Genomic DNA, 22,732 nt, shown 5'->3' with positions numbered 1-22,732 from the left:
TTGTCTCTTCGGAGGTGGTGTCATCAAAACCTCCTTCGCGCTGGATTTGCCGCTCATGGCGACATGCAGGTAATGCTCCTCCCATTGCGCGGCACTGTCAAGCCGGATCGGCGTTAATTGGTAGCGGGTCAGCAAATTCCGCCCCGCCATTTACCCAACGGAACTGCACCGGGAGATCACCATGATATCCGAGCTCAAGGTTCACGAGATCGCTCGCCAAATGCTGGAGAAGCATGGTTTTGAAGCGATTGCACAAGCAGCACGACAGGCGCAGGCGTGCGAGGCGAAAGGCGATGCCGATGAAGCCAGGGAATGGCGTCACATCGAGGACGCCATGAAGATCATGCGTGGACCGCATCAGAGCTGAAGTCGATTTGGCGGTAACAATTGACGACCGCAGTCGTAACGCGACGAGGCCCGGTGTGCCTAGGAGTCCGGGCCTCGTTTACCAGCATGACTCTCTTGGCAAGTCACCCCGGCATGGATGGACACATAATGGTGAAGCGACGCGGCCATATTGATCTGGCGCAAGCCGCAGGCTGAATTGCAAGCCGCAGGCTGAATTCAGGAGAGCGCACCGCCGGCCGCAAAAAACGCACCGACCGCACGCAGCAAGCGAGCGAGTCGGTCCGCGATACCGTGGAGGATTTCGCCTTGGACGACAGGGCGACCGGAAGCGCGGTCTTCCTCAAGCGTGATCTCTGGGTGGGCAATCGGGATCGCGCGCTCGAGCATAGGGTTTCTCCGCGGCGGGTCGTTCAAGTCGTTCAACGCAAACAAGATATATCATGTTTGCTTCGGATCGATTGATCAAGCAGGCCCGCGAGAATGGTCTGCGCCACAGTCGCGGAAAGGCCAGCATTGGTGCCGCACGCCGCGTGCGTTGCAACAAAGTTGATCCTGGTCAACATGCGGGATGAAAACTGGGTTGAAAGCAACAGTTGAGGAAGCGGTCAGGAATGACTCATGAGTGAGGTCACTCAGTTCATCGCAGTACCGATCGACCGGACCGATGAGGGATTTGTCGCCGGTGAAGCCTTCAAATGCGCAAGCCCAGCTGCGGCCATCGAGCGGGCGAAAGGCTTCTGGAAAATCTTCGGCCATGCTGGCGCGGTCGCGTTAGTTCGGGCCGGCTATCCTGATACCCAAACCACGGTGCTCAGGCGATTTGGCAGCGTACCTGACGAACTGAGTTTCTAAGTGCGGGTCACTGTTCTCGGGATCGTGCCCGCGTCGTGCATGATCCGCTCTTTGCCCCTGCAGGCAGCGCTGCATTTTTTGAGACTGCAGCGCCGCAATATAATTCCGCGATCTCCGTGATTCCCCCGTGTTGGTCTGCGGCGCGGAGTTGCGCTATCCTGACCTTGCAGAGTGAATGAGGCGTCGGGTAGCGGTTGGCTGTTGGCGAAGCAGGGGCGGCGTCCATGATGACCTTACCGGAGCTGGCGGCGGACTCCCTGGAGCAGTTTCTGGGCGACTATATGCGCCGCCGCTACGGCGCGTCGCAGGCTCATTTCGTGGAAATCGTGACGAGCGCGACGCGCGTCGCCATGGAATGCATCGGAACCAGCGACGCGCTCTATCACAACATCGAACACACCATGCTGGTGACGCTGGCCGGGCACGACATCCTGCGCGGGCGCGGGTTGTACGCGCACGTCCCGGCGGATGATTACGCTCATGTCATCATCGCCTGCCTCGCCCACGACATCGGCTACGTGCGCGGCCTGTTCAAGGAAGACGGCGAGGACGGATTCCTGATCGATGCGACAGGCAAGCGGGCGATATTGCCGCGCGGCTCCTCGGATGCCTCCTTGATGCCCTACCACGTCGACCGCTCGAAGCTTTATCTGGCGCGGCGGATCGAGGACATCCGGCCGCTCGACAGGGAGCGCATCCTGCAGGCGATCGAAGGCACGCGATTTCCGCCGCTCGAGGGCCAGCAATATGACGAGGAGGCCTCGATCGTTCGCGCCGCTGATTTCATCGGTCAGCTCGGCGATCCCAACTATATCCGCAAGGCCAACGCGCTCTATTGCGAGTTCGAGGAGGTCGGCATCAATCGTCAACTCGGCTATGAATCGCCCGCCGACATCGTCGAGCGCTATCCGCACTTCTATTGGGACAGCGTCGCTCCTCACATCCAGACCGAGATCGGCTATCTCAACAGGACCTCCAGCGGCCGGCAGTGGATCGCGAACCTCTATGCCAATGTCTTCCGTGCCGAGCGCGAAATCTCGCTGTCGGGGCCGCAGCAATAAGTTTGGGCAAGCGCCAAGGTGCGATGCGGCCCTCGCCACGAGGGACAAAGCCGACGCGGACCTGCTTCTTGAGCTCGCGGATGAATGCGACCGGGGGTTTCTCTGGACGGCTCAACTGCTTTCGGCCCGGCCATCCGCCAAAATGAGCAGCCGAAAAGAGCAGGAGACGTCAAGGTTTGAGCGAGACCCATGAGGGGACATTGAAAAAGTAGTGCGGGACCGGAGCCCCCCGCGCGGTTTTGCACCGCCAGATCACAGTGTGATCCACATGTTATGAACATCGGCGGCCCGGCACGCTTCCCCCGCCGAAGGCGTGCCGGGCCTAACCTGTCAGTGCGCTGGTCGATGCCGACCGGTTGAATTGAAGTATGACAGCGACGCGACATCGTGAGAATGGCGCGGCGGCAACAGTGTTGAATTAAAGCGAAACCCGCCGACGTTGCGCACCCGCGGGGAGAGCTGAGTGTCATCAGGATGGGTCACGGGGTACCGCAGGCGGGTTGGGGCCCGGTCTCCTAGGCACACCGGGCCTCGTTCTTACCGCGTCAGCCGGCGGCATGTGTTGCCAGCCACATCCAGGAGGCCGGGCCTGGACCCGCCGAATGACCATGAGACATCCCCTCGATTTCAGCCTGGTCGCGGTAACGCTCTGGTTGCTGGTGTCTATGATCATTGATGCGGTGACGCCCAAGTGGCTCACGGTCTACGTGATCGGAGCAGCACTCGCGCCGCTGATGCTGACAGGTGTCATCTTGCACGTTGTAAACTGGCGCGCACGGCACGCGCGTTCGCGCAAGAGCCGATCGGCGACGTCGTTCTCAGAGAGGCGCCGCCTCGGCGGCTGAGCACCGAAGCCGTGACCAGCCGTGTGAGAGCGGGGCGATCGGTCGCACCGACCGTGTAAAGCGCTTCACATATCGTTGGCATTACCCTTGGTAATTTGCCGATGCGCGAATTGCAGGCGGGCCCCCGCCAGAGCCACGTCGAGCCTGGCGGCATTGATAGCCGTGGTGGCCTCGCTGAACGGCGAGACCGACCAAAGCGCGCCCGCCAAATTTCCGGAAAAAACCGGGCATTCGCCTCCCGAACATTCTCAGAGGGTCTGCAAGGATGATCACGTTAAAAATCTCTGCCGCTATTGTCTGCGCCTTGATCGCAATCGGCCTTGTTCTGACGTTTGCACCAAATTTCTGCGACGATTTTGCACTCGCTGTTATGGCGTGCCTCTCGTAGCCGTCGGAGATCCTGGACGAAAGGAAAGCCCGCCGACGCTTGGGGTCGTCGGCGGGTACTCTGGGCTAGGTGTCGCGGGTTGCGCGTTCGCGACACCTTCACGATATCGACGATCAGTTGAAATCCGGTTAGCGATTCAACCATCTGCGGTGTATCGCCAGAAGTTGCTTGTACCGGACTGCATCGGCGCTTCTTCATCACGCACAGCATTCAGGCTAGGGCACCGGCTTCGGCGGCCGTGGCGCGTTAGGCAAGGCCGCGTCATCAGCCGGAGACGACGCGACGGCTTGTGGCGGCGGCGCGATGGCCTGTGGCGGCGGCAGCGTCGAGACCGGCGGTGGCGGCGGCCTATGCGCCGCGGCGAGGGGCGGCGGCTTTGGCGACGCCGGCAGCGGCGGTCTCGGATGCATGCTCGCCTCGGAGGCGCGCGCCATGACGCGACTCAACTGCTCCTGGTTCGCCTTCAACTGTTCGCTCAGCCTGGCATTATCGCGGGCCATCTGCTCCTGGCCAGCCTTAAGCTGGTCGATGCCTTGCTGAAGGCTGGCAATATCGCGCGCCATGTTTTGCAGCATCTGTTCGACATCGCCGGCCGGCGCCGGTGCGGCTGCAACTGCGGCGGCCGGCGATGCGCTTGGCTGCGCCGGAGCTATTTGCTGAGCGGAAGTCTCGGCGGTTGCGCTTTGCGTTGGTAGGGTGCCTTGCGTTGCTGGGGCGGTTCGCTCGCCGTTTAATCCGAGCTTTTCCGACACCAATGACCAGGTCGCTCCGATCTGTGGTGTCCAGCTCGCGATCAAGGGCTTTACGTCCTCGCCATAGGCGGCCCAGGCCGCACCGGCGCCGACGATGGCGCCGGCCACCATCAGGCCGGTCAGGACGCGGGCGACGCCGCGCCTGCGCGACGGTCGTACATCTCCACCCTCGACACCACTGACGTCCGCCGCGCGAAACGCGGTGATGTTGGCATCGAGCCCGTTCGCGTTTGAGGCGTTGGCGCTGAGAGCATCAGATGCAATTTTCACGTCCGGCGGTGGCGCAGCGGAAAGCATGCCGACTGGCGCCAGTTGGGAGAGTCGCTCTTGCACCCGCGCGAGCTCCTCGCGCACAATCCGCTCGTAGTCCCCGTTCGGCCTCGTATCGCCGTGCGCAAGCAGGAGATCCTCCGCTCCCGCCGCGGCCGGCTTCGCTGTGGAATCCATTGGCGCTCCTATTGGTCCCAAACTGCTCAAGCACCGCGTTATCCCAACCAGGGGCCGCTGACGAGTCACCCCCCTATCGTCAACGGATTACCCAAGACTCATTCAGGTTTTGACCAAAGCAAGGCCGCAGCGTGGTAACTATGGGGCCGACTGTGGAGAGCCTCTGGAACCCCGCGGGGCCATGACCCACGCGGCGGGTGCAATGCCGTGATACAATGCCTGTCCTGCGGAACTAAATCCTGCCGCAGCGCCTTGTGCCACGAGCGAAACCGGGAGAGGCCGATGAAGACAGTTAGCGCAATGATCACAGTCGCGGCCATCGCCTTCTGTGGCGCGGCGTTGGCCCAACAGCAGGACAGCGCAGGGACGATCACCGGCATCAACCGGCTTACCGGCATGGTCGCGATTACGCCGACGCAAAGCGGCACGGTTGGATCGAATGCGCCCGCGTCCGCGCCTGCACCTGCCGAGGAGTTCAAGGTCAAGGACGGTGCACTCCTGGATTCCGTGCATGCTGGCGATCGCGTGACCTACACCCTCGCGGAGACGGGTGGCGTGAAGACGATTACGAAGCTCGATCGGCAGAAATAGCGTTGCACCGGTAACCGCTGGGTTGGTGCGCCGCTGGCTCTCGGCGGCCGCTCAGTCGCACCCTGGCGTTGCAGCCAACGGGACCGCCGCGGGGCCGGGCATGAAAATTCGTCCCCAGCACCATAGATGGCTTATATGAGCAGAGCATTCGTCAACGAAGACAGCTTTATTGAGGAGCTGCCGGATCGGCCGATCTCCCGGCATCCCAACCTTGTTACCGAGCGCGGGCTTGCGCTCATCGAGCAGGCGCTCGAGACGGCACGTCGGGAGTACGGCGAAGCCCAGATCGCCGGCGACCGTGAAGGCCTCGCCAGGGCCGGGCGCGACCTGCGCTACTGGAATGCCCGTCGCGCCACGGCACAGCTGCGCAGGCCGCAACCGGGCGCGGACGCCGTGCAATTCGGTCACGCCGTGACCATCCTGCGCGACGATGGACGGCAGCAGACGTTCCGCATCGTCGGCGAGGACGAGGCCGATCCGGCCACGGGATCGATCTCGTATGTCGCACCCATCGCCCAGGCACTGCTGGGAAAACGCGTCGGCGACACCTTGCGCGCAGGCAAGGACGGGGCCGAGATCACGACGATCGGGTAGGGCAGGCGCGGGACGCTAACTCTTGCTGCGGATGAAGCCGGCGAGGCTCGACTTCTGGGTTTCGCACCAGGTCGGCATGCCCAGCCGCCGCTGGTCCATGTCCGTCGATTGCACGGCGATGGCGATCTCCTGCATCAGCTCGTCATTGCCGCGCTCGCCCATCTTGCCACCGGTCAGCATGTAGGCAATGGCCTTGCGCACCGTTTCGGTGGTGCCGTCCGGCTGCTGCATCTCCTGCGCCTTCTTCACGAGATCCTGGTAGACGACGTCGGTTCCGGGGCATTCGACCTTGGCGGCGAAGGCCTGCAGGACCAGGGTCACATAGGCAGTGCGTGGCTCAGCACGAGCGGGGGCCGCAAGGGCCATCGCCCCAAGCGTGAGCACGATAAAGGCGCCGTGGCGCATCTGAACCTCCCTAGGACCTTGCCTGCGTGTGCAGTGCTGTTTCGAGGAGGCTAGCGCCGGCGGAGCGCGGGACGCAAGAGCCCGCGCTGGTTGCATGATGCACGGCTTCGTTGTGGCCTACCTGCCACACTCGGCGCGGATTCGTCACGCTGCAATCGTGCCAACCTCAGCTGGCCACGGTTCTGCCCCCATTCACTGCGGAGTTGTATGTGCTGGAGGCTGGTGCTTATGGGGGGGACGGCATGTCTTCCGATCGTGCCAGAATGTTTCAGGTAGCGCGTTGCGTAAACCGCGTTGCGTGGCGTGAGGCTGTCGACTTGCACGGTCGTGCGTTGGGGAGGCTGGCTGCGGCGAGTGTCGCGGCAGGCTGCCTCGCGGCCTGCGCGCAGTCCTCGGTCGTTTCCGACCGAACGGCGTTCAGATCGTCGTCATCTCCGACCCGGCAGGCCGCGCTGGAGCACCATCGCATCGTCCGTGTCGCGCGGCATCAGCCGGTGAGCGTCGTACGGCGAGAGGTGCCGGCGGAATCTGAGCCGACAGGCGAGAAGCCGCCGCGCGCGTCGCAAGGGATCGCGTCCTTCTACACCGAGGGAACGCAGACCGCGAGCGGCGAGAAATTCGATACGCATGAACTCACCGCGGCGCATCCGACCTTGCCCTTCGGCACCCGGCTGCGGGTGACCAATGTCAGCACAGGTAAGTCGGTGACGGTCCGCGTCAACGACCGCGGTCCGTATGTGCACGGGCGCGTCGTTGATGTCTCCTATTCGGCCGCGGAGGCGCTGGGCATGGTCGGGCAGGGTGTTGCGAAGGTGAAGCTCGACGTCGTGCAGTAACCAGAGTTCACGCGACGCGCGCCACCTCCCGTTGCCGCGCAGCCACGCGACGGATCAACGCCGCGCAGCGATCCGGTGCGGTCATCGGCAGCATGTGACCGCCCTCCATCAGTTCGAGATCGAGCGCAGGGCAGGTTGCCTTCATTGCTTCCCCTTGCGCGCGATAGTCGAGCAGCCGGTCACCCCAGGCGAACAGCATGCCCATCGGGAGCGTGAGCGACGCATAGCGGGCGACATATTTCGGCAGCACATATTCGGCCAGCACGGCATCCGACGACGCCGAACAAAACGCCTTGGGGCGGAGACCGAGCAGCCCGCCGGCGCGAACCGGAAAATCTGAGGGCGCAGGCTCCGGTCCGAAGACCTCCTTCAGCGCCGCAGCGCCGCGCAGAATGCCGAGCGGCGTCGCCAGGGTCCAGGCGATGACCTTGCGCAAGGTTGGCGAACGGATGATCAGGCCCTTGAATACATCCGGCACGGTCTCGGGCGCATGCGTGAGCGGTGCGATCAGCGCCAGCGCGCCGGCGCAATCGGGATGGTCGAGCGCGATCGCAAGCGAGAGCGCTCCGCCGAGCGAATGCCCAACGACCAGCGGCTGCTTCAGCCCGAGCGCGCGCATGAATTTTGCGAGTGTCGCGGCCTGCGCGGTCAAGTCCGCGGGCGCGTCGTCCGGACGCTCCGAATAGCCACAGCCGGGGCGGTCGACCATGATGACGCGACAATCGCCTGTGAGTTCGTTGGCGAGCGCGTAGGTGAAATGCATGAGATTGCCGGCAAGTCCATGGATCATCACGATCGCTGGCCCCGTGCCGCCGCTATCGACATAATGGATGCGCTCGCCATCGATCTGCATGAACTTGCCGCGCGGCGGCAGCGCTGCCTCGACCTTGCGCGCAGTGCGGGCGGTGAAGACGACCAGTCCCAGGATGACCACCGCGAGGATGACGACCAGTGCTATCAGGATGCTCATGATGGATTCCCTTTCTCGGCGTCCGCCGAGCGGCGGAGCAGGGGCCCCAGAATATTCCAATACGAGACCGGCGCGAGCCTTTCCAGCAGCGCCATCATCTTGGCGTCGCGGCCGACCAGGACGCGGGCGGCGCGTCGTTCGACCGCCTTGACGATGATCTGCCCGGCTTGCGCCGGCGGCATGGTGAGCACGCGGCGGGCCCGCTCGATCTGCTCATTCACCTCGGCATTGCTGGTACCAGCGGGACGGCGGGCATTGTCGGCGATTTTGGTGGCAACGCCGCCCGGATGCACGACGGTGACACCGACATTGCTGCCTTGCAGCTCGAAGCGCAGTGAATTGGAGAAACCACGCACCGCGAATTTGCTTGCGGCATAGGCGGTCTGGCCCGGCGGCGAGATCAGGCCGAACAGGCTGGACAGGTTGATGATCCGTGCCTCGTCGTTCGCCTTCAACAGCGGCATGAAGGCACGCGTGAGTCTGACCACCGCCCAGAAATTGATCTCGAACAACCATTCGAAATCGCGCTCACTCACCTGATCGAAGGTGCCGCCAATCGCAACGCCCGCATTGTTGAACAAGAGCGCCACCCCGCCATGCGCGGCAGCCACAATGTCCGGGAATGCCGCGACCGCCTCGCGATCGGCAACGTCGAGCTTGTGACTGGTCACGCGCAAGTTTGCGCTTTTCACGAGGGCTGCGGTCTCGGCAAGGCCCGCCTCGCTGATGTCGGCAAGCGCGAGATGACAGCCGCGTTGCGCCAGCGACTGCGCGATCGCCCGGCCGATGCCGGAGCCTGCGCCGGTGACGACGGCGGTGCGGTCCTTCAGTCTCATGCGCGCTTGCCAGCCCGCTGCTGCAGCCTGGAAAACACCAGCGTGCCGTCGTCGATTGTACCGAAGCGCAACGCCAGCATGTCCTTGGCGTAGTTCTGGTACAGTTTCCACGGACGCTTCGAGCCTTGTTTCGGCATCACGTCCTTGCCGCGCTGCATGTAGCCGGACGATAGCGGCGGTGTCGCATCTGGCGTCACCGTGGGATCGGTATTGCGCGGCGTGCAATAGGCATAGCCGCCGCGCTGCATCTTGTTCAGGATACGACAGAGATATTCGGCCGTCAGGTCCGCCTTCAGGGTCCATGAGGCGTTGGTGTAGCCGAAGGTGGAGGCGAGGTTTGGCACGTCCGAGAACATCATGCCCTTATAGCTCATGCTCGTGCCTGAATTGACAATCTTGCCGTCGACCACGAGCTGCATGCCGCCCAGCGCTCGCATGACGAGTCCGGTTGCGGTGACGATGATGTCGGCGGGCAGCTCATCGCCGGAGCGAAGCTTGAGGCCGGTCTCGGTGAAGGTCTCTATCTCGTCGGTGACGACCACTGCTTTGCCGGCGCGGATCGCCGTAAACAGGTCGCCATCGGGCACCAGGCAAAGCCGCTGATCCCAGGGATTGTAGCGTGGCGTGAAGTGCTTCGCCATGTCGATGTCGGGGCCGAGATTGGCCTTCGCCATCGCGATGATGCGCTGCTTGGCGCCATCCGGATTTTTGCGCGCGGCGTTGTAGAAATACATCGAGAGCAGGATATTCTTCCAGCGGGCGGCGGTGTGCGCCAGTCCCTCGGGCAGTTTGGCGTAGAGCCAGTTGGCGATCGGATCCTTGGCAGGACGCGCCACGATGTAAGTCGGCGAACGCTGCAGCATCGTGACTTGCGCGGCCCTGTCGGTCATCGCCGGCACCAGCGTCACCGCGGTCGCACCGCTTCCGATCACGACCACACGCTTGCCCGCGTAGTCGAGGTCTTGCGGCCATTTCTGCGGGTGCACGATCTCGCCCTTGAAGCGGTCCATGCCCGGCCAGCCTGGCATATAGCCGCCGTCGTAATCATAGTAGCCGCTGCACATCTGCAGGAAGTTGCAGCTATAGGCGACCGTCTTACCGTCGGGGCCTTCGACGTCGAGTGTCCAGCGTGCGTCCGTCGACGACCACGACGCGCGCTTCACCTTGTGGCGGAAGCGGATCTTGCGGTCGATGCCGTATTCGCGGGCGGTGTCGTTGAGATAGTCGAGGATCGCAGGGCCGTCAGCGATCGCCTTCTCGCCGCGCCACGGACGGAAGCGAAAGCCAAGCGTATGCATGTCGGAATCGGAGCGGATGCCGGGATAGCGGAACAGGTCCCAGGTCCCGCCGAGCGCCTCACGCCCCTCCAGGATGATGAAGGACTTTTTCGGGCAGTCGCGCTGCAGGTGATAGGCAACACCGATTCCGGAGAGGCCTGCGCCGACAATGATGACGTCGAAATCGACCTGGTCGGGCTTGGGCTTGAACGCGGTGACGTTGGCCGCAGTGTTTGCCGCGTCGGCCTTGGCGGCCGGCTGTGCGATCGTACCAGCGTCGCGTGCGGCGACCTGCTCTCGTGCCTGTTCGAGCATTCCAAGAACCTCCCGGATTCGACCTCTGCTCCAGCGCGCATCTGTTTTCTTCTTTTGACATGCGCTATTGTCAGAATTAAGCATCTGACAATGTGGCATGTCAAGTAGGTTAATATGGCGGAAGCGGCGGGACAGCGGCACTATGGCGGGCATTCGACCGAGCAGCGGCGCCTGGCGCGGCGCGAGCGGCTGATCGAGGCGGCGACCCGCGTCTATGGCGAGGTCGGCTATCGCAATGCCACGGTAAAGGCAGTGTGCGAGGCTGCGGGGCTCACCGAGCGGTATTTCTACGAGTCCTTTGCCAACAGCGAGGCGCTCCTGATCGCGGCCTTCGACGTCGTGTCGCACCGGCTGATCGATTGCCTCGAGGCCATTCGCAAGGACCACGCGGGTTCCACCGACGAGCGGGGCCATGCGGTGTTGCGGGCCTATTACCAGGCGCTGAAGGACGATCCGGTCGGCGCGCAGCTGTTCGTGGTCGAGATCGCCCGCGTGGGGCCCGCCGTCGATGAGGTGGGGGCGGCATTGTTGCGCGAGTTCGGCGAATTGTTGTCGCGCTCCTTGGCGCCAGAGGCGAACGCAAAACTCAAGAGCACGGAGCTCGTGCGCGCGGGGGCAGTCGGAGCGATGATCCAGATCGCCAAGGCATGGATCAGAAGCGGCTATGCCAGAAGTGTCGACGCGGTCGCCGCCGATGCACTGAAGATTTGTCGCGTGCTGGCGGAGTAATCTCGGCGCTCGCGTGGAACCCGAAGTCGCGTTCGCCGTTGGTGTATCGGCGAAAGCGCAAGTACCGATTTATCATTAAGGGAGAGGCGTATGCCGGACATCGGCGTGTCGCCATCAGTCGTGCCGTATGGGGCCGATCAGACGATCTACCTTGTGGTGGATTGCATCGGTGCCGGCAGGGCCAGCCGCGAAACCGAGACAGAGCGGTCCGACCTCGACGGTCTCATTGCTGACTTGCTCGCCGGCCAGTTCGGCGCTCCTGTGCGCGTCATCGCGTTCAACACGCTGGAGCACTGGCGCAAGGACATCTCCAAAGAGGTCGCGGAGGAAATCCGCATGCTCTGCGACATCGAAGGTACTTCGGTGCCTGAGCATCTCGACGACTTCGTCGAGCGCCAGACAACGCGGGCGTCCCAACTCGCGCTTTGGGCCTAAGATTCCAACAGATTTGATTCAAGGTGGTTTCGTTCCGCTCTGTTGCGTCGCGGAAGAGCCCAGCAATTGTGCGCGTCTCGCAGAGAGGCCTTGTCAGCGACGCGAATCTTGCCGCTAGAATAGCCGGCGCGGGAAAGGCGATCTGATGAGCCTGCTCGATAGATCTTGCGTGCGACGCGTCGGGCTTTTGCTAGCCTTGGCCCTGGTCGTCGTCGCCTGTTCCCAGCAGGAACCCGACTCCACCGGCTCGATCGACGATTGCGCGCGCAATCTGTTTCCGTCCTACAATCCCAAAATCTACGACCAATGCGTCGCGGTCTGCAAAAAATGTCAACGCGGCATCACCACAACTTGTACGACCTCCTGCACGTTGAAGGGCGCGCGGTAGCGGTCGCCGCCGCGCTTGTCGTGGCGTTGTCGCTCTCGCTGGCTGCGGCAGGCCGGGGCGATCCGCTCGCCGCCACGGCGGATCAGCTCTATCGCGCCCAGACCGTCGTCACCGGGCAGGGCGAGGCCAATCGGCTCACCGGTTTCGCCGCGTGCCTGGAGGATGTCGTGATCAAGGTTGCGGCCGCGGGAACGCTTGCCGACGGTCCGCGGTTGCAAGCCGCCAAGGCGAATGCACGCGACTATGTCGAAGCTTTCTCCTATCATGACCAGATGTCCGGTACGCCGACGCGCGACGAGCAGGGCACGCGCGACCGGCCTTATGATCTCACGGTCAACTTCGACGAAGCCAAGATCGATGGCCTGCTCGCAACGCTTGGCCTCAGACCCTGGTCGTCGCATCGCCCGGTGCTTGCTGTCTTTGTCGAGATGGAACAGGGCGCGCGGCAATACATCGTGACGTCTGACATGCGGCAATCCGATCTGCAGCGGGACTCGCTCCGTGCGGCCGCCGACAAGCGCGGCATGCCGATCGTGCTGCCGAACGCCGCCGAGCTTTCGAAATCGGAGATAACGGTGGCCACACTGCCGACCCTGTCGGCCGCAGCGCTCGCGGCCGCGACCGCCGAGCAGGGCGGCGAGATTGCGCTGCTCGGCCGCCTCGTGTGGAGCGATCAGGATCTAGGCTGGGCTACCGAGTGGCGGCTGGAGTGGCAGGGTGAGCCGCACCGCTGGCAGCTACGCGGCATCACCTTCGATGAAGCCTTCCGCCGCGGTATCAGCGGCGCGGCGCAGATTTTATCCGGCAACGGTAAGCCTGGATAGGCGCCTGGTCTGCGCGCGCAGCAGGGCCGTAGAGTCCCGGATATCCCTTTCGCTCATCCGCCCTGCAAGATGCGCAATCGTCATCTTGCTCTCGCGCGCGCCATGGATAGCGGGCTTCTCCAGGCCTTGCGGCTCGCTACCGCTCATCTCAGGTTGGCACCGGCTTTGCAGCGGCGAGGGCAAGGGGCTACGACTTTCGGGGGCTGCTGCATAATGAAGGGGACTGAACGATCGACGGTAAGTTTGCGCGACTGGATGATCCCGGTCGTCGTGGTTTTCTCGACCGCCATGGCCGGTCATGTGCTTGCGCCTCTCGACGCGGCCGCCCGCGATCTCGAGGGGCGCTATGCGAACTCTCCGCTCAAGAGCTGGTTCGAGAGTCTGCATTCGAGCAAGGGCGCCTGCTGCTCCGATGCCGACGGCACCGCATTGTCGGACGTCGACTGGGAATCGAAGGACGGCCACTATCGCGTCCGCATCATGGACCAGTGGTGGGACGTTCCCGATGAGGCCGTGATCAAGGAGCCGAACCGGGTCGGGCGGACCATGGTGTGGCCGATCTACTACTGGGTGGTCGGCGCGCCGCTCCGCATGGAGATCCGCTGCTTCATGCCGGGCAGCATGACATAGAGCGTTACATAGAGCGTTTTCGAGCGAAGTGGACACCGGTTCGCGTGAAGAAAACGCGTCAAAACAGAACATAGAGCGTTTTCGAGCGAAGTGGACACCGGTTCGCGTGAAGAAAACGCGTCAAAACAAGAATCCAGAGCTTCGGTTCTTTCAATCAGAACCGGAAATGCTCCTAGTCCCCGCGCAGCCAGCGGCGTCCGCGCTCGTAGAGCGCCTCGACCTCGGGGCCCTTCAGGCCGGGCATGTCGCGTTTCACGGGATAGCCGATCCCGGACTGCAGATAGGCGAGATGGCGGTAGCCAGCCGGAAATTGTGCGAGCAGATTGCCGTCGAGTTTCAGGCTCACGCTTGGATCCACCGGATCCATGCGGTCCTTCTCGTAGATCGGCTGGCGCTCGACCACGCCCCAGCGTCCGCCGCGCTTTTCGAGGAAGTCGTAGAAGCGGCCGGTGCAGACCACGTCGCAGAGGACGCCGTGAACCTCGCCACGCTGCGAGATCGTCATCTTGGTCTGGGCGATGGCGCGGGGAGTTGCGAGATCGATCGCGATCCCGCCCAAAAAATGCAGGATGCTGACGCCGCGATTCCAGCCGTCAATCGACGCCTTGATGAACTCGTCGGCGGTACCCTGCTTCCAGGTGGCGTTCATCCGGCCGTCATCGTGCCAGACGGTGCGGAAGCGCTCCCAGTCGCCCGCATCGCGCCATACAGCCCAATTCTCGATCAGGTCGCGAATGAGCGACCGGTCTCGCGCTTGCTCTGCCCGCCCTCTTTCGGAATCGTCCGCGGCTTCCCTGCCCATCGTTGCCCTGCTCGTTCTGCGCCCGCGCTCTTGCGGCCGGGACATTTCCACGCGCTGAAGGTCGGTTGTCAATGCTGGCGCCATTCCGGCCTGCGATCCTGCGATCGCCGTGATAGAATGGGCCGATATTGGCCGGCCCGCGTGCCGACAGGGAGTTTTTTGAATGATCAAGCGCAGAGAGCTTGCGATCGCGACGTTGACCGCCTGGACGGTGCTGGCGGGTCTCGCACCGGACGCGCGGGCCGCACAATGTGGCAACGGGCCTGGCGGCTTTGAGGCCTGGAAGCGGGAATTTGCCGCGGAGGCGCAGGCCAAGGGCGTCGGCGGTGCGGGCATCGCCGCGCTCCAGCAGACCAATTACGCAAGCGCAACCATTGCCGCAGACCGCAGCCTGCGTAGTTTCAAGTTGTCGCTCGATCAGTTCATGGTCAAGCGCGGAGCGGCTGCGATCGTGGCGCGTGGCCGCAGCATGAGGCAGAAAAACGCGGCGCTGTTTGCGTCAATCGAGCAGCGCTACGGCGTGCCGGCAGGGCCGCTGATCGCGATCTGGGGCATGGAGACGGGATTTGGCAGCCAGCGCGGCAATCAGAACATGCTGTCGTCGATCGCGACCCTTGCCTATGACTGTCGGCGGCCGGAATATTTCACCGACCAGCTCTACGCCGCACTGAAGCTGATCGATCGCGGAACGTTGTCGGGAAGCCAGCGCGGCTCCATGCATGGCGAGATTGGCCAGACGCAGTTCCTGCCCAAGACGATGCTGGAATACGGCGTCGGCAATCTCGAATCCTCGTCCGGCGCGCTGTCCTCGACCGCCAACTTCCTGAAGGCCCATGGCTGGCGTGCGGGCGCAGGCTACCAGCCGGGCGAGCCGAACTTTGCGGCGATCGAAGCCTGGAATGCGGCAACCGTCTATCAGCGGTCGATCGCGATCATGGGCAAGCAGATCGACGGGGGCGGTTAGGCGGCGGCATCATCCGCGCAGGCGACGCTCCTGCTCCTTGAGCAGGCTTTCCAGCTCATCGTTGGACCGCGCCAAGCGCTCGGCGTTTCGATCTTCGTCCGCGGCCCCTGACTGCGATGCGGCCTGCTCGGTGATCTGGCGGATGTTGTCGCGCAGGATGGCGATTCGGTCGGCGAGCTCGGATGTGGACAAGAGGCTGAAATCGGTCATGGCGTGTTCCCGGGGTCGATGCGTTTTACTGCTCGGCCTCGGTTAATACATTCGTCACCTGTTTGCGTCCATTTTTCCGCGTCCCATCAAACAGAGAGTGACCATGTCTGACATCACCATTCCGGGCGGACGTATTCGTTCATTCGTGGAGCGGGTCGAGCAGCTCGATGCTGAGCTGCAGGAGCTGAACGAATCGAAAAAGGAGGTCTTCTTGGAGGCCAAGGCCGAAGGCTTCGACGTAAAAATCCTCAAGGAGATCATCAAGCTGCGCAAGCAGGACCAGGACGAGCGCGACGAGCGCGATAGTCTTCTCGATCTCTATATGCGTGCGATGGAAGGCTCTGAGGCCGAGCCCAAGGCCAAGGCAGCGTAACAAAGCGGCGTGAGCTGGCGGACAGCTAAAGCGCGATGAGATTTGGTTGAATCGTCATCGCGCTTTAGGTCTTTGATTGAGCATGATCTTTTCGGAAAACCGCTACACACTTTTCCGGATCATGATTTAGGCATCGACGCGAACGGGGTGGGTTCGCCGAAGGCGTGACCCACCTTGCGGATCGCTCTTACTGCTGCTCCGACAGCCGCACGATCTGCCGGCCGCTGTTGAGGGCCTTGAGCTCGTTGACATACCCCTCGGGGCGGATCCAGCGGGAGGGCGTCTTCAATCCCATAAACTCGGCGATTTGGCCGATGAAGCCGTTGCAATTGGTGGTCTCAGCGTTCCACACCGGCGAACTCGCTTGCAATTTCTTGATATAGGCGAACACCCGCTTGGCGTCGGCCTCGTTCAGATAGACCTTGTAGTGCGCGGTCAGATATTGCGGGTCGAGGTCGCCATAGCTCGCGCCGGTCTCGGATGGCACCCAGGTGAAGTAGCCGACGATATAGGACGTGGTATCGCCCGCCGGCGTGAGGCCCGCGACGTCGACCGCCCGTTCGCTGGTCTTGCCATACCAGACGAAGGCGTGACCCCAGCTCGCGGCTGTGCGCGCCCTGAAGTCGACATAGTAAGGGCCTTTTGCGGATGTCGACCCCGGCTTTCGGGTCGCCGCTTTCGCGGCCTCGCCCGACGTGTCAGCAGAAGCGAGCGCCTTCGCGTCGACCGCGCGGGATGCAACGCTATCATTGGCAGCGGCGGGCTGGATGGCAGTCACAGGTGCCACACAAAGTCCCACGAGCAAGCACAGCGCCAAGCTGCTCAGTTTGTTCGCCATGCTTGCTCCATCTGCAATTCCAAATGTGTCGCTGGCCGAGTTCGGCCAGCGACAGAGTCCCCAGTCAATCCGGGTCAGTACCTGCCGACGACCGGCCCCGGCGCCTTGCCAATCGGCCCCTTGCCGACCGGCGACTTGCCAATCGGCATCTTGCCGACCGGGGCCACGGGATAGGCGGGAACGGGCTGCGGGCGGGGCAGGTCGGCTGCAGAAGCAGCAGTCACCAGGGCGAGCATAGCACCCGTTGCGATCAGAACTTTCACCACGGAATCTCTCCTTCGAATTAGCAGGAACAGGCAGTGTCCTGCCGTAGCTCCCATCCGTTGCGCTGCAAGCATGAACGTCCGAATTGGTCCAGAATGCGGCAGGTGTGGCTTATTCGGAAGCGCTATACGCCGCGTCCTCGCGAATTTGCCCGGAGTGTTGCGCACGCGCCGCACCTTAGCTCTGCCGCGAACTCCCCGTGTGGGAAACCGCGACTTTCACGGCCTGATCAAGGCCACTTCCATGCCCCAGGCCGCGCGCGGCGAGGATCTCCGACAGCTTCACGGCCAGTGCGCGGAGCTCGGCATTGGCCTTGAGCAGCGCAAGGATGTTGTCGACGCTGCGCTGGCGTGATTCGTCGTCTGACAGGGCTGAATCCTCGCTCAGCGGCGATGCCAGGACATCGTGGAATTCGTGATCACAGTGGTGTGATTTGCGCGTGCGTTTGACACGGTCGGCATCACGGAACGGCACAACAAGCGGTTGCCTGTCGTGCGACCGATTTTCGCTACTCATTAATAAGCCCCCAAAAACTCAAGCCACAGGCCCAGTCGCATCGACGAGCCTCGATTGAGTCGGAGGCGAATTTGAGTCCGAAAATGGGACCGGCGGCGACGTTGCCGCATCAGTCTTTGGGCAGGACGACAGTCTCCTTCGATCACCGACGAATGTCGTATCGAGCCTTAGGCATCCTCATAGCCCGAACGAGTGCCGAATTTGCTTCAGCATCGCCAGCGCGGCATCGGTGTAGTGACCATCATAGACGTACTTGTCGAGCAGTGAGGCAGCCACAACGGCGATGATGGCATTCCCGAGCCCGCGGATCATGGGGCATTGACCATCCTGAACCGCGGTGTCCATCCGCCGTCATTCTGCAGATCACTGGAGAGGCGCCAGGCGGTCGCGCCGAAATAGGCGGTCAAAGCCAGGCTCGTCGCAATCAAAAGTCCAAAGGAAATTCGAACGACCATAACGAACTCCGACAGCACCAAATAATGATGGCAATTCATCACCTCATGCTGATTCGAAAAACGCAGCAGCACTGTCCTAAGCACATCTTGTTGTTGATGCGGTGTGCTGCGCTCCGCAAAATCGCGGACTTAAGCAAACGTTAACCACTGCTAACGCAGCCTTCTGTCCGGGCGCCTGGGGGCTTTTTCGCCGATTCTGTCTCGGCACAAAGCGAGGGTGTTCGTTATGGCGTTAGACCCAGAAGAGTTCGTCATTCTTGAAGATCACGGTCCGATGACACTGCATTCGGCCGTGGCGAGGGCCATGATCCTGCCGCCCGATCAGCGGCGTCACGCCTCGATTCTGCGAAAGGGCCGGCCGTGGCTTTTGAACTTCGACGAGATCAAGCATCTCGCGATGCGCTGGGATCATGGGCCGTACACGCTGGATGATTCCGACATGGTTGCCGGTGCGTTCCGCCTCAGGCATGTGAGCTAGCGTCGCGTTGGTCGTCGAGGCGAAGAGCGACCTCGGAAGAGCGAAGAGGCACCCTTCCACCCTCATCCTGAGGAGGCGCCTTACCGCCGTCTCCAAGGATGAAGGCCCCCCGCTACCGACGGTCGGGCGCTTCACCCGTAGAGATGCGCGCCAGCGCGCATCTGATAATCCTCAAACACAGAGTATTTGGTGAACGCGCCTGACAGGAAAATCGGTTCACGCGCGGACTATTCTTTCGGCTCTAGCCCAAGGGCGTCGTCAAGTGCTCCAGGACGATTGCACATGCTCGTTCGGCCTCGACAAGCGTCTTGAAGGGTGAACCGCCGATCTTGATGGCAGACCTGTTTTGATGGGCCGGACGCCACGAGACTACAAAGCCCGGATTTCCGTGGAGGCCGGGACCGCTGCGGCTCTCATGGCTGATCACAAAAGAAAAGCCGCTGCTGCTCGCACTCCATATCTCAATGTCTTTGACAGGCGTGACCACGCGACTGAACTGCATGTTGAACCCGAGAGTTCTCCTCCCCGCCCCGGAATGGACATCGGCTTGGCGAGTCGGAAAATGCAGGCGCACTGACCTAAGGCCGGCTTTTCAACCGCTATCAACGTTGATGCAGACGTGACGGCTGCTCCCATACGCGTCCAGGCAAGCCTTGAAGGCGTGGTCTACTGGCGCAAGCCAAGGCTTTGCAGGAACGAGGGTGCCAGGGCATTTTGCGGCGGCTGGTCCTGTGGTCGGTAATCCTGTCCAGATCCGACCCCCGCATTTTGCGCCCGCTGCACCCTTGCCCGGGGCCGCTGAATGTGCCGGATCTCTGCCCGCGCATTTTGAGCGGACCTGCCCCTTCGGTGCGTTCGCACGGGCCGTGCAGCAGTGGGGGTATTTTCCGCAACCCGTGCTGGAGCATCCTGCACGGGCTGCGCAGGCTCAACCGGTGTTGGAGTATCTAGCACGGGCTGCGCAGGTTCAACCTCTGCCCGTGTATCTTCTTTGGCTGCCCATGCCTGGAATTGCTCGAGCAGGGCTCCAGATGATGGCTCGCTATCTCCCGCCTGAGTTTGCGCGGTCGGCCCTGGGGCGGCAGCAGTTCCGTCGGGCGTTTGCGCACTGTCTGTCGTCGGGGTGGACTGCTTGGTATCAGCGGGCGATTGATCAGGCCGAGCCTGAGCGATGGTCGGAGTTGTCGGGGTCGATTGATTGGCGCCATCGCCAACGGCGGTGTTGTCGATCAGCGAAGCCGCGGCGCCGGTAAAGACCTTCAACGGGTTTCCCAGCGATAGCGCAATCGCGATGCCGCTCACCGCCACCGCGGAGACCAGCATGCTCGCCTTCAGCATTGGCGACATGCCCCGCGGTTCCAGTTCATAAGCCTGACCAGAGAGGAAGCGAGGCAAGGGATCGTCCGGCTCAAAACCGTTTTCCGTCGGCATTGGGAAGGCTCCGCTTGATTGTCTTGCGGACCATTAGCCTGATATCGGGGTCCAAAAGCGGAGGAATCTTGATCTCAACTGGGCTGGGGAACCCGCCCTATCGGGGGCAGGGCGTTGTCGCACCGAGGGAGATACTGGTAAAACGAAAACGCCGCGATCCGCCGCTCGCTTGCCGAACGGCGGATCACGTTTTCGATGATTTGGCCCAGCGGTCCCGCGTCAGCTCGAGACCGAAGCCGCTCAGTAGCGGGCGGCGACCGGTGCGCCGAGGCCGCCGAAGCCACCAAAGCGGTAGTTCAGGCGGACCAGGCCGATATCGACGTTCTGGCTGATGTGTTCGGTCTCGAAGAACGCCCCGGTCGAATCCGACAGACTGAGGTTGTGGCTACCCATGAACAGATGGTCGTACTCGACACCGATTGACCAGTTCGGCGTGAACCCATACTCGAATCCTGCACCGACCGTGCCGCCCCAGCGCGTTTCGTCGGCCGAGGCCAGCAATCCGCCGGTGACTCCACTGAACGCGCCATATCGGTTGCCGACGACGGCGGCGCCGCCCTTGATGTAGAACAGCGCGTTGTTCCAGGCGTAGCCGACCTGACCTGTGATCAACCCGAACGCATCGAGCTTCGACTGGTTGAAGTCGGGTGCGAAGAGAATGCTGGTATTGCTGCCTTTGAAATCGGCCCAGTTGCCCTGGCCTTCAACGCCCCACACCACGCCGCCTGTCTGCCAGCGATAGCCGATCTGGCCACCGACCGTGCCGCCGGTTGCATTGTGGCAACCTTCCGCCCCCGGCAGATCGCCAAAGGCATCTGTAATCAGATCCCAGCAAGTGTGCGCGGAACCGCCGCCGCCGTTGATGCCGATATAGAAGCCCGTCCAGTCGTAAATCGCGGCAACCGGCGGCGGTGCCTTGACATACGGCTTCGCAGCCAGATCGGCTGCCGAAGCGGGGGCGGCAATGCCCAGTGCCACGAAGCCAATGGTGGTCAAAAGAACTTTCTTCATTTCACTTTCTCCATCCCCTTGTTCCCCCTGCCGGATCGACAGATGCGCTCCCTATCGTCAGGAGCGATTCCTGCAATTCCGAACTCAGGCTAACCTGCTGCGGCTCGAATTCCTGTGTCAAAATGGCAACGATGCGATTTTCAACTATGACGAGGAGAAGGCACATGGGTCATGGCTTTTGACCTTAATGCGTCGCGCTTTCTGCGCGCATTTCTCGTTCGGGAGAGGATCGCCGTTTCATCGACATCGTGATCGATGAGGTCGAGGGTAAGCTCAATCAAGACGAGAGAGATGAGGACCGCGTAGCGATTGCCAACGCTTGGCGCGTTCGCAGGACTCTGCGAGATTGGATTGCTGCGGATGATCGCGCGACGCTTATTCCTTTATTCGCCCTGCGTCGCGAGCCCGGGAGCAGGCCCCCTGGAGACCTGCGCCTCGGGCGCAAGCGTGAATGTCGGCCGGAGGCTCGCCAGTCGAGGGGCCGTTTCCCGCGCAGCCATCACGGCCAGCACGGTCATCGATGCGATCAGGATCATCAGGAGCGAGACCGGCCAGGTTGCGCCGCCGGTCAATCCGACGACCGCGGCGGCTGCCAGCGGAACCAGTCCGCCTCCGATGGGGGCGGCGAGCTGGTATCCGAGTGAGGCGCCGCTATAGCGCAAATTGGAAGGAAACATTTCGCTGAGGAAGCTCGCCTGGACGCCGTACATGATGCCGTGACCGACCGACATGCCGATCACGAATGCCAGCACCACCACGACTGGATCGCGTGTGGCGAGCGCCCAGAAGATCGGGAATGAAAGCAGGATCGCGGCGATGCATCCGAGAAGATATATCGGGCGCCTGCCGACGTGATCCGAAAGCCATCCGAACAGGGGGATGGTAATCAGCTCCACCGCTGCGCCGAGCGCGATGGCTCCGAGAACCAGGCTGCGGGGAAGGGCGAGGGTGGTGACGGCGTAACTCAGTCCGAAGATGGTCAGCACGTAGATCCAAGAAATCTCGGTGATGCGCGCGCCGAGCCCGATCAGAAGGTCTTTCGGATGACGTCGTACGGTCTCCAGAACCGGCATGCGCGCAACCTTGCCTTCGCGCACGACACGCTTGAAGTCAGGAGTTTCGTCGATCCGCAGCCTGATGAAAGTTCCTATCGCCACCAGTGCGGCACTTGCCACGAACGGAATCCTCCAGCCCCACGACATGAACTGCTTGTCGTCGAGATAGGCCAGGGCAAAAAACGACGCCGTGCCAAGGCTCATGCCCAGCGGAAAGCCGATTTGAACCAGGCTTCCATAGAAGCCTCGCTTGTCGGCTGGCGAATGTTCGGTGGCGATCAGCACGGCGCCGCCCCATTCCCCGCCGACTGCTATTCCCTGCACCAGGCGGCACGCGACCAGCAGGATCGGAGCTGCAATGCCGATGCTCGCATAGGTGGGAAGCAGGCCGATCAGCGTGGTCGCGATGCCCATGCTCACCAGCGTCAGGATCAATGGCGCCTTGCGGCCCAGGCGGTCGCCGAAGTGGCTCAGCACGACGGCTCCGATCGGCCGGGCGAAAAAGCCGACGCCGATGGTGCTGATCGAAATGAGCTTTCCAACCAGCGGGTCCTCGGTCGGGAAAAACAGCTTGTTGAGAACGAGCGAGGCCGCGGTGGCGTAGATCAGGAAATCGTACCACTCGATGGTCGTGCCGATGGCGCTGGCCGCCACGATCGTGCGGATCGAACTGGGCTGGGCATTGGGTCGTATTGTCGGACGCGAGTCCATTTCCACCTCCACCATCGTCCCGCCGGCACGGGCTGTGTCCGGCCTTCCAAGCCGGGCCGGCATCGCGACGCGCGTCAGGACGCGGTCGGATGCGCGGCATT

30 protein-coding genes are annotated in these 22,732 nt (G+C 62.6%); 14 read left to right on the top strand and 16 right to left on the bottom strand.

The window, feature by feature from the left end:
- Positions 1–181 precede the first annotated feature (181 nt).
- Positions 182–367: a hypothetical protein gene (locus tag A3AI_RS0109335; protein ID WP_024515329.1), complete on the top strand. Its 186-nt coding sequence runs from the start codon at positions 182–184 to the stop codon at positions 365–367.
- A gap of 197 nt (positions 368–564) precedes the next feature.
- On the opposite strand, the gene A3AI_RS47335 is transcribed toward A3AI_RS0109335, so the two are convergent.
- Positions 565–735, bottom strand: coding sequence for a hypothetical protein (locus A3AI_RS47335; RefSeq protein ID WP_156927698.1), 171 nt, complete (start codon positions 733–735; stop codon positions 565–567).
- Between the two features lie 231 nt (positions 736–966).
- On the opposite strand from A3AI_RS47335, the gene A3AI_RS0109325 reads away from it, so the two are divergent.
- From A3AI_RS0109325 to A3AI_RS0109315, 3 genes are all read left to right on the top strand, one after another.
- A complete protein-coding gene (locus tag A3AI_RS0109325; protein ID WP_024515328.1) occupies positions 967–1,200 on the top strand; it encodes a hypothetical protein in 234 nt (77 codons plus the stop codon).
- A gap of 224 nt (positions 1,201–1,424) precedes the next feature.
- Positions 1,425–2,261 carry an HD domain-containing protein gene (locus A3AI_RS0109320; protein WP_024515327.1) on the top strand — a complete coding sequence of 279 codons (837 nt, stop codon included), beginning with the start codon at positions 1,425–1,427 and terminating at the stop codon, positions 2,259–2,261.
- A 602-nt stretch (positions 2,262–2,863) separates the two neighbouring features.
- Complete coding sequence (locus tag A3AI_RS0109315; RefSeq protein WP_036047810.1) at positions 2,864–3,106, top strand: hypothetical protein; 243 nt, start codon at positions 2,864–2,866, stop codon at positions 3,104–3,106.
- Between the two features lie 603 nt (positions 3,107–3,709).
- Here A3AI_RS0109315 and A3AI_RS0109305 read toward each other — a convergent pair.
- Entirely contained in the window at positions 3,710–4,693 is a 984-nt protein-coding gene (locus A3AI_RS0109305; RefSeq protein WP_024515325.1) for a cell division protein ZapB, read from the bottom strand.
- 282 nt (positions 4,694–4,975) lie between these two features.
- Here A3AI_RS0109305 and A3AI_RS0109300 point away from each other — a divergent pair, with 282 nt between their 5' ends.
- Both A3AI_RS0109300 and greA read left to right on the top strand, forming a co-directional pair.
- Positions 4,976–5,284, top strand: a complete 309-nt coding sequence (locus A3AI_RS0109300; protein WP_024515324.1) for a copper-binding protein — start codon at positions 4,976–4,978, stop codon at positions 5,282–5,284.
- 135 nt (positions 5,285–5,419) lie between these two features.
- Positions 5,420–5,878 carry a transcription elongation factor GreA gene (gene greA, locus A3AI_RS0109295; RefSeq protein WP_024515323.1) on the top strand — a complete coding sequence of 153 codons (459 nt, stop codon included), beginning with the start codon at positions 5,420–5,422 and terminating at the stop codon, positions 5,876–5,878.
- A 15-nt stretch (positions 5,879–5,893) separates the two neighbouring features.
- Here greA and A3AI_RS0109290 read toward each other — a convergent pair whose 3' ends face one another.
- Complete coding sequence (locus A3AI_RS0109290; protein ID WP_024515322.1) at positions 5,894–6,283, bottom strand: hypothetical protein; 390 nt, start codon at positions 6,281–6,283, stop codon at positions 5,894–5,896.
- A 317-nt stretch (positions 6,284–6,600) separates the two neighbouring features.
- Here A3AI_RS0109290 and A3AI_RS0109285 point away from each other — a divergent pair, with 317 nt between their 5' ends.
- Complete coding sequence (locus A3AI_RS0109285; RefSeq protein WP_036047807.1) at positions 6,601–7,119, top strand: septal ring lytic transglycosylase RlpA family protein; 519 nt, start codon at positions 6,601–6,603, stop codon at positions 7,117–7,119.
- 7 nt (positions 7,120–7,126) lie between these two features.
- On the opposite strand, the gene A3AI_RS0109280 is transcribed toward A3AI_RS0109285, so the two are convergent.
- From A3AI_RS0109280 to A3AI_RS0109270, 3 genes are read right to left on the bottom strand one after another with little or no spacing between them, the layout of a single operon-like run.
- Complete coding sequence (locus A3AI_RS0109280) at positions 7,127–8,089, bottom strand: alpha/beta fold hydrolase (protein ID WP_036047804.1); 963 nt, start codon at positions 8,087–8,089, stop codon at positions 7,127–7,129.
- Positions 8,086–8,925 carry an SDR family NAD(P)-dependent oxidoreductase gene (locus tag A3AI_RS0109275; RefSeq protein ID WP_024515319.1) on the bottom strand — a complete coding sequence of 280 codons (840 nt, stop codon included), beginning with the start codon at positions 8,923–8,925 and terminating at the stop codon, positions 8,086–8,088. The genes A3AI_RS0109280 and A3AI_RS0109275 overlap by 4 nt, the downstream gene beginning before the upstream one ends.
- Positions 8,922–10,517, bottom strand: a complete 1,596-nt coding sequence (locus A3AI_RS0109270; RefSeq protein WP_024515318.1) for a flavin-containing monooxygenase — start codon at positions 10,515–10,517, stop codon at positions 8,922–8,924. The genes A3AI_RS0109275 and A3AI_RS0109270 overlap by 4 nt, the downstream gene beginning before the upstream one ends.
- Before the next feature lie 114 nt (positions 10,518–10,631).
- On the opposite strand from A3AI_RS0109270, the gene A3AI_RS42475 reads away from it, so the two are divergent.
- The 4 genes from A3AI_RS42475 (at position 10,632) to A3AI_RS0109245 (ending at position 13,523) form a co-directional block, all read left to right on the top strand.
- On the top strand, positions 10,632–11,246 hold the full coding sequence (locus tag A3AI_RS42475; protein WP_036047801.1) for a TetR/AcrR family transcriptional regulator: 615 nt from the start codon (positions 10,632–10,634) through the stop codon (positions 11,244–11,246).
- A gap of 90 nt (positions 11,247–11,336) precedes the next feature.
- Positions 11,337–11,681 (top strand): hypothetical protein, encoded by a 345-nt coding sequence (locus A3AI_RS42470; protein ID WP_036047799.1) that lies wholly within the window; start codon positions 11,337–11,339, stop codon positions 11,679–11,681.
- A 327-nt stretch (positions 11,682–12,008) separates the two neighbouring features.
- Positions 12,009–12,893, top strand: a complete 885-nt coding sequence (locus A3AI_RS0109255) for a DUF2066 domain-containing protein (RefSeq protein ID WP_024515317.1) — start codon at positions 12,009–12,011, stop codon at positions 12,891–12,893.
- 288 nt (positions 12,894–13,181) lie between these two features.
- Positions 13,182–13,523 (top strand): hypothetical protein, encoded by a 342-nt coding sequence (locus A3AI_RS0109245; protein WP_156927726.1) that lies wholly within the window; start codon positions 13,182–13,184, stop codon positions 13,521–13,523.
- A 172-nt stretch (positions 13,524–13,695) separates the two neighbouring features.
- On the opposite strand, the gene A3AI_RS42460 is transcribed toward A3AI_RS0109245, so the two are convergent.
- A complete protein-coding gene (locus A3AI_RS42460) occupies positions 13,696–14,325 on the bottom strand; it encodes a nuclear transport factor 2 family protein (RefSeq protein WP_051382336.1) in 630 nt (209 codons plus the stop codon).
- 163 nt (positions 14,326–14,488) lie between these two features.
- Between A3AI_RS42460 and A3AI_RS0109235 the strand changes: the two genes are divergently transcribed.
- Complete coding sequence (locus A3AI_RS0109235) at positions 14,489–15,289, top strand: lytic murein transglycosylase (RefSeq protein WP_024515314.1); 801 nt, start codon at positions 14,489–14,491, stop codon at positions 15,287–15,289.
- 9 nt (positions 15,290–15,298) lie between these two features.
- Here A3AI_RS0109235 and A3AI_RS0109230 read toward each other — a convergent pair whose 3' ends face one another.
- A complete protein-coding gene (locus tag A3AI_RS0109230) occupies positions 15,299–15,499 on the bottom strand; it encodes a hypothetical protein (protein ID WP_024515313.1) in 201 nt (66 codons plus the stop codon).
- 103 nt (positions 15,500–15,602) lie between these two features.
- On the opposite strand from A3AI_RS0109230, the gene A3AI_RS0109225 reads away from it, so the two are divergent.
- On the top strand, positions 15,603–15,872 hold the full coding sequence (locus A3AI_RS0109225) for a DUF2312 domain-containing protein (RefSeq protein ID WP_024515312.1): 270 nt from the start codon (positions 15,603–15,605) through the stop codon (positions 15,870–15,872).
- Between the two features lie 187 nt (positions 15,873–16,059).
- On the opposite strand, the gene A3AI_RS0109220 is transcribed toward A3AI_RS0109225, so the two are convergent.
- From A3AI_RS0109220 to A3AI_RS0109200, 5 genes are all read right to left on the bottom strand, one after another.
- The gene (locus A3AI_RS0109220; RefSeq protein ID WP_024515311.1) at positions 16,060–16,710 is read right to left on the bottom strand and encodes a hypothetical protein; all 651 of its coding nucleotides are present in this window, start codon (positions 16,708–16,710) and stop codon (positions 16,060–16,062) included.
- Between the two features lie 74 nt (positions 16,711–16,784).
- Positions 16,785–16,976, bottom strand: coding sequence for a hypothetical protein (locus tag A3AI_RS0109215; protein ID WP_024515310.1), 192 nt, complete (start codon positions 16,974–16,976; stop codon positions 16,785–16,787).
- Between the two features lie 175 nt (positions 16,977–17,151).
- Positions 17,152–17,448, bottom strand: coding sequence for a hypothetical protein (locus A3AI_RS0109210; protein WP_036047787.1), 297 nt, complete (start codon positions 17,446–17,448; stop codon positions 17,152–17,154).
- 219 nt (positions 17,449–17,667) lie between these two features.
- Positions 17,668–17,802, bottom strand: coding sequence for a hypothetical protein (locus A3AI_RS49900; protein ID WP_283807219.1), 135 nt, complete (start codon positions 17,800–17,802; stop codon positions 17,668–17,670).
- Complete coding sequence (locus A3AI_RS0109200) at positions 17,799–18,017, bottom strand: hypothetical protein (protein WP_024515308.1); 219 nt, start codon at positions 18,015–18,017, stop codon at positions 17,799–17,801. Before A3AI_RS0109200 ends, A3AI_RS49900 begins: the two co-directional genes overlap by 4 nt.
- Before the next feature lie 202 nt (positions 18,018–18,219).
- Between A3AI_RS0109200 and A3AI_RS0109195 the strand changes: the two genes are divergently transcribed.
- Entirely contained in the window at positions 18,220–18,423 is a 204-nt protein-coding gene (locus A3AI_RS0109195; protein ID WP_024515307.1) for a hypothetical protein, read from the top strand.
- Between the two features lie 666 nt (positions 18,424–19,089).
- Here A3AI_RS0109195 and A3AI_RS47330 read toward each other — a convergent pair.
- The 3 genes from A3AI_RS47330 to A3AI_RS0109175 form a co-directional block, all read right to left on the bottom strand.
- A complete protein-coding gene (locus A3AI_RS47330) occupies positions 19,090–19,854 on the bottom strand; it encodes a hypothetical protein (protein ID WP_156927697.1) in 765 nt (254 codons plus the stop codon).
- Between the two features lie 240 nt (positions 19,855–20,094).
- Positions 20,095–20,865 carry an outer membrane protein gene (locus A3AI_RS0109180; RefSeq protein ID WP_024515305.1) on the bottom strand — a complete coding sequence of 257 codons (771 nt, stop codon included), beginning with the start codon at positions 20,863–20,865 and terminating at the stop codon, positions 20,095–20,097.
- Between the two features lie 383 nt (positions 20,866–21,248).
- Positions 21,249–22,631, bottom strand: a complete 1,383-nt coding sequence (locus tag A3AI_RS0109175; RefSeq protein ID WP_084800870.1) for an MFS transporter — start codon at positions 22,629–22,631, stop codon at positions 21,249–21,251.
- Positions 22,632–22,732 lie beyond the last annotated feature (101 nt).

The sequence above is a fragment of the Bradyrhizobium sp. Tv2a-2 genome (assembly GCF_000472425.1).
GTDB lineage: Bacteria > Pseudomonadota > Alphaproteobacteria > Rhizobiales > Xanthobacteraceae > Bradyrhizobium.
Note: the sequence above shows the minus strand (reverse complement) of the source record. Positions and strands in the feature narration are given on the sequence as shown.

What these genes read in the sequence shown, in the direction of transcription:
- A3AI_RS0109335 (WP_024515329.1), top strand. Translation starts at nt 182, where the DNA reads ATGATATCCGAGCTCAAGGTTCACGAGATCGCTCGCCAAATGCTGGAG.
- A3AI_RS47335 (WP_156927698.1), bottom strand. Translation starts at nt 735, where the DNA reads ATGCTCGAGCGCGCGATCCCGATTGCCCACCCAGAGATCACGCTTGAG.
- A3AI_RS0109325 (WP_024515328.1), top strand. Translation starts at nt 967, where the DNA reads ATGAGTGAGGTCACTCAGTTCATCGCAGTACCGATCGACCGGACCGAT.
- A3AI_RS0109320 (WP_024515327.1), top strand. Translation starts at nt 1,425, where the DNA reads ATGATGACCTTACCGGAGCTGGCGGCGGACTCCCTGGAGCAGTTTCTG.
- A3AI_RS0109315 (WP_036047810.1), top strand. Translation starts at nt 2,864, where the DNA reads ATGACCATGAGACATCCCCTCGATTTCAGCCTGGTCGCGGTAACGCTC.
- A3AI_RS0109305 (WP_024515325.1), bottom strand. Translation starts at nt 4,693, where the DNA reads ATGGATTCCACAGCGAAGCCGGCCGCGGCGGGAGCGGAGGATCTCCTG.
- A3AI_RS0109300 (WP_024515324.1), top strand. Translation starts at nt 4,976, where the DNA reads ATGAAGACAGTTAGCGCAATGATCACAGTCGCGGCCATCGCCTTCTGT.
- greA (WP_024515323.1), top strand. Translation starts at nt 5,420, where the DNA reads ATGAGCAGAGCATTCGTCAACGAAGACAGCTTTATTGAGGAGCTGCCG.
- A3AI_RS0109290 (WP_024515322.1), bottom strand. Translation starts at nt 6,283, where the DNA reads ATGCGCCACGGCGCCTTTATCGTGCTCACGCTTGGGGCGATGGCCCTT.
- A3AI_RS0109280 (WP_036047804.1), bottom strand. Translation starts at nt 8,089, where the DNA reads ATGAGCATCCTGATAGCACTGGTCGTCATCCTCGCGGTGGTCATCCTG.
- A3AI_RS0109275 (WP_024515319.1), bottom strand. Translation starts at nt 8,925, where the DNA reads ATGAGACTGAAGGACCGCACCGCCGTCGTCACCGGCGCAGGCTCCGGC.
- A3AI_RS0109270 (WP_024515318.1), bottom strand. Translation starts at nt 10,517, where the DNA reads ATGCTCGAACAGGCACGAGAGCAGGTCGCCGCACGCGACGCTGGTACG.
- A3AI_RS42475 (WP_036047801.1), top strand. Translation starts at nt 10,632, where the DNA reads ATGGCGGAAGCGGCGGGACAGCGGCACTATGGCGGGCATTCGACCGAG.
- A3AI_RS42470 (WP_036047799.1), top strand. Translation starts at nt 11,337, where the DNA reads ATGCCGGACATCGGCGTGTCGCCATCAGTCGTGCCGTATGGGGCCGAT.
- A3AI_RS0109255 (WP_024515317.1), top strand. Translation starts at nt 12,009, where the DNA reads ATGTCAACGCGGCATCACCACAACTTGTACGACCTCCTGCACGTTGAA.
- A3AI_RS0109245 (WP_156927726.1), top strand. Translation starts at nt 13,182, where the DNA reads ATGGCCGGTCATGTGCTTGCGCCTCTCGACGCGGCCGCCCGCGATCTC.
- A3AI_RS42460 (WP_051382336.1), bottom strand. Translation starts at nt 14,325, where the DNA reads ATGGGCAGGGAAGCCGCGGACGATTCCGAAAGAGGGCGGGCAGAGCAA.
- A3AI_RS0109235 (WP_024515314.1), top strand. Translation starts at nt 14,489, where the DNA reads ATGATCAAGCGCAGAGAGCTTGCGATCGCGACGTTGACCGCCTGGACG.
- A3AI_RS0109230 (WP_024515313.1), bottom strand. Translation starts at nt 15,499, where the DNA reads ATGACCGATTTCAGCCTCTTGTCCACATCCGAGCTCGCCGACCGAATC.
- A3AI_RS0109225 (WP_024515312.1), top strand. Translation starts at nt 15,603, where the DNA reads ATGTCTGACATCACCATTCCGGGCGGACGTATTCGTTCATTCGTGGAG.
- A3AI_RS0109220 (WP_024515311.1), bottom strand. Translation starts at nt 16,710, where the DNA reads ATGGCGAACAAACTGAGCAGCTTGGCGCTGTGCTTGCTCGTGGGACTT.
- A3AI_RS49900 (WP_283807219.1), bottom strand. Translation starts at nt 17,802, where the DNA reads ATGATCCGCGGGCTCGGGAATGCCATCATCGCCGTTGTGGCTGCCTCA.
- A3AI_RS0109195 (WP_024515307.1), top strand. Translation starts at nt 18,220, where the DNA reads ATGACACTGCATTCGGCCGTGGCGAGGGCCATGATCCTGCCGCCCGAT.
- A3AI_RS47330 (WP_156927697.1), bottom strand. Translation starts at nt 19,854, where the DNA reads ATGCCGACGGAAAACGGTTTTGAGCCGGACGATCCCTTGCCTCGCTTC.
- A3AI_RS0109180 (WP_024515305.1), bottom strand. Translation starts at nt 20,865, where the DNA reads ATGAAGAAAGTTCTTTTGACCACCATTGGCTTCGTGGCACTGGGCATT.
- A3AI_RS0109175 (WP_084800870.1), bottom strand. Translation starts at nt 22,631, where the DNA reads ATGGACTCGCGTCCGACAATACGACCCAATGCCCAGCCCAGTTCGATC.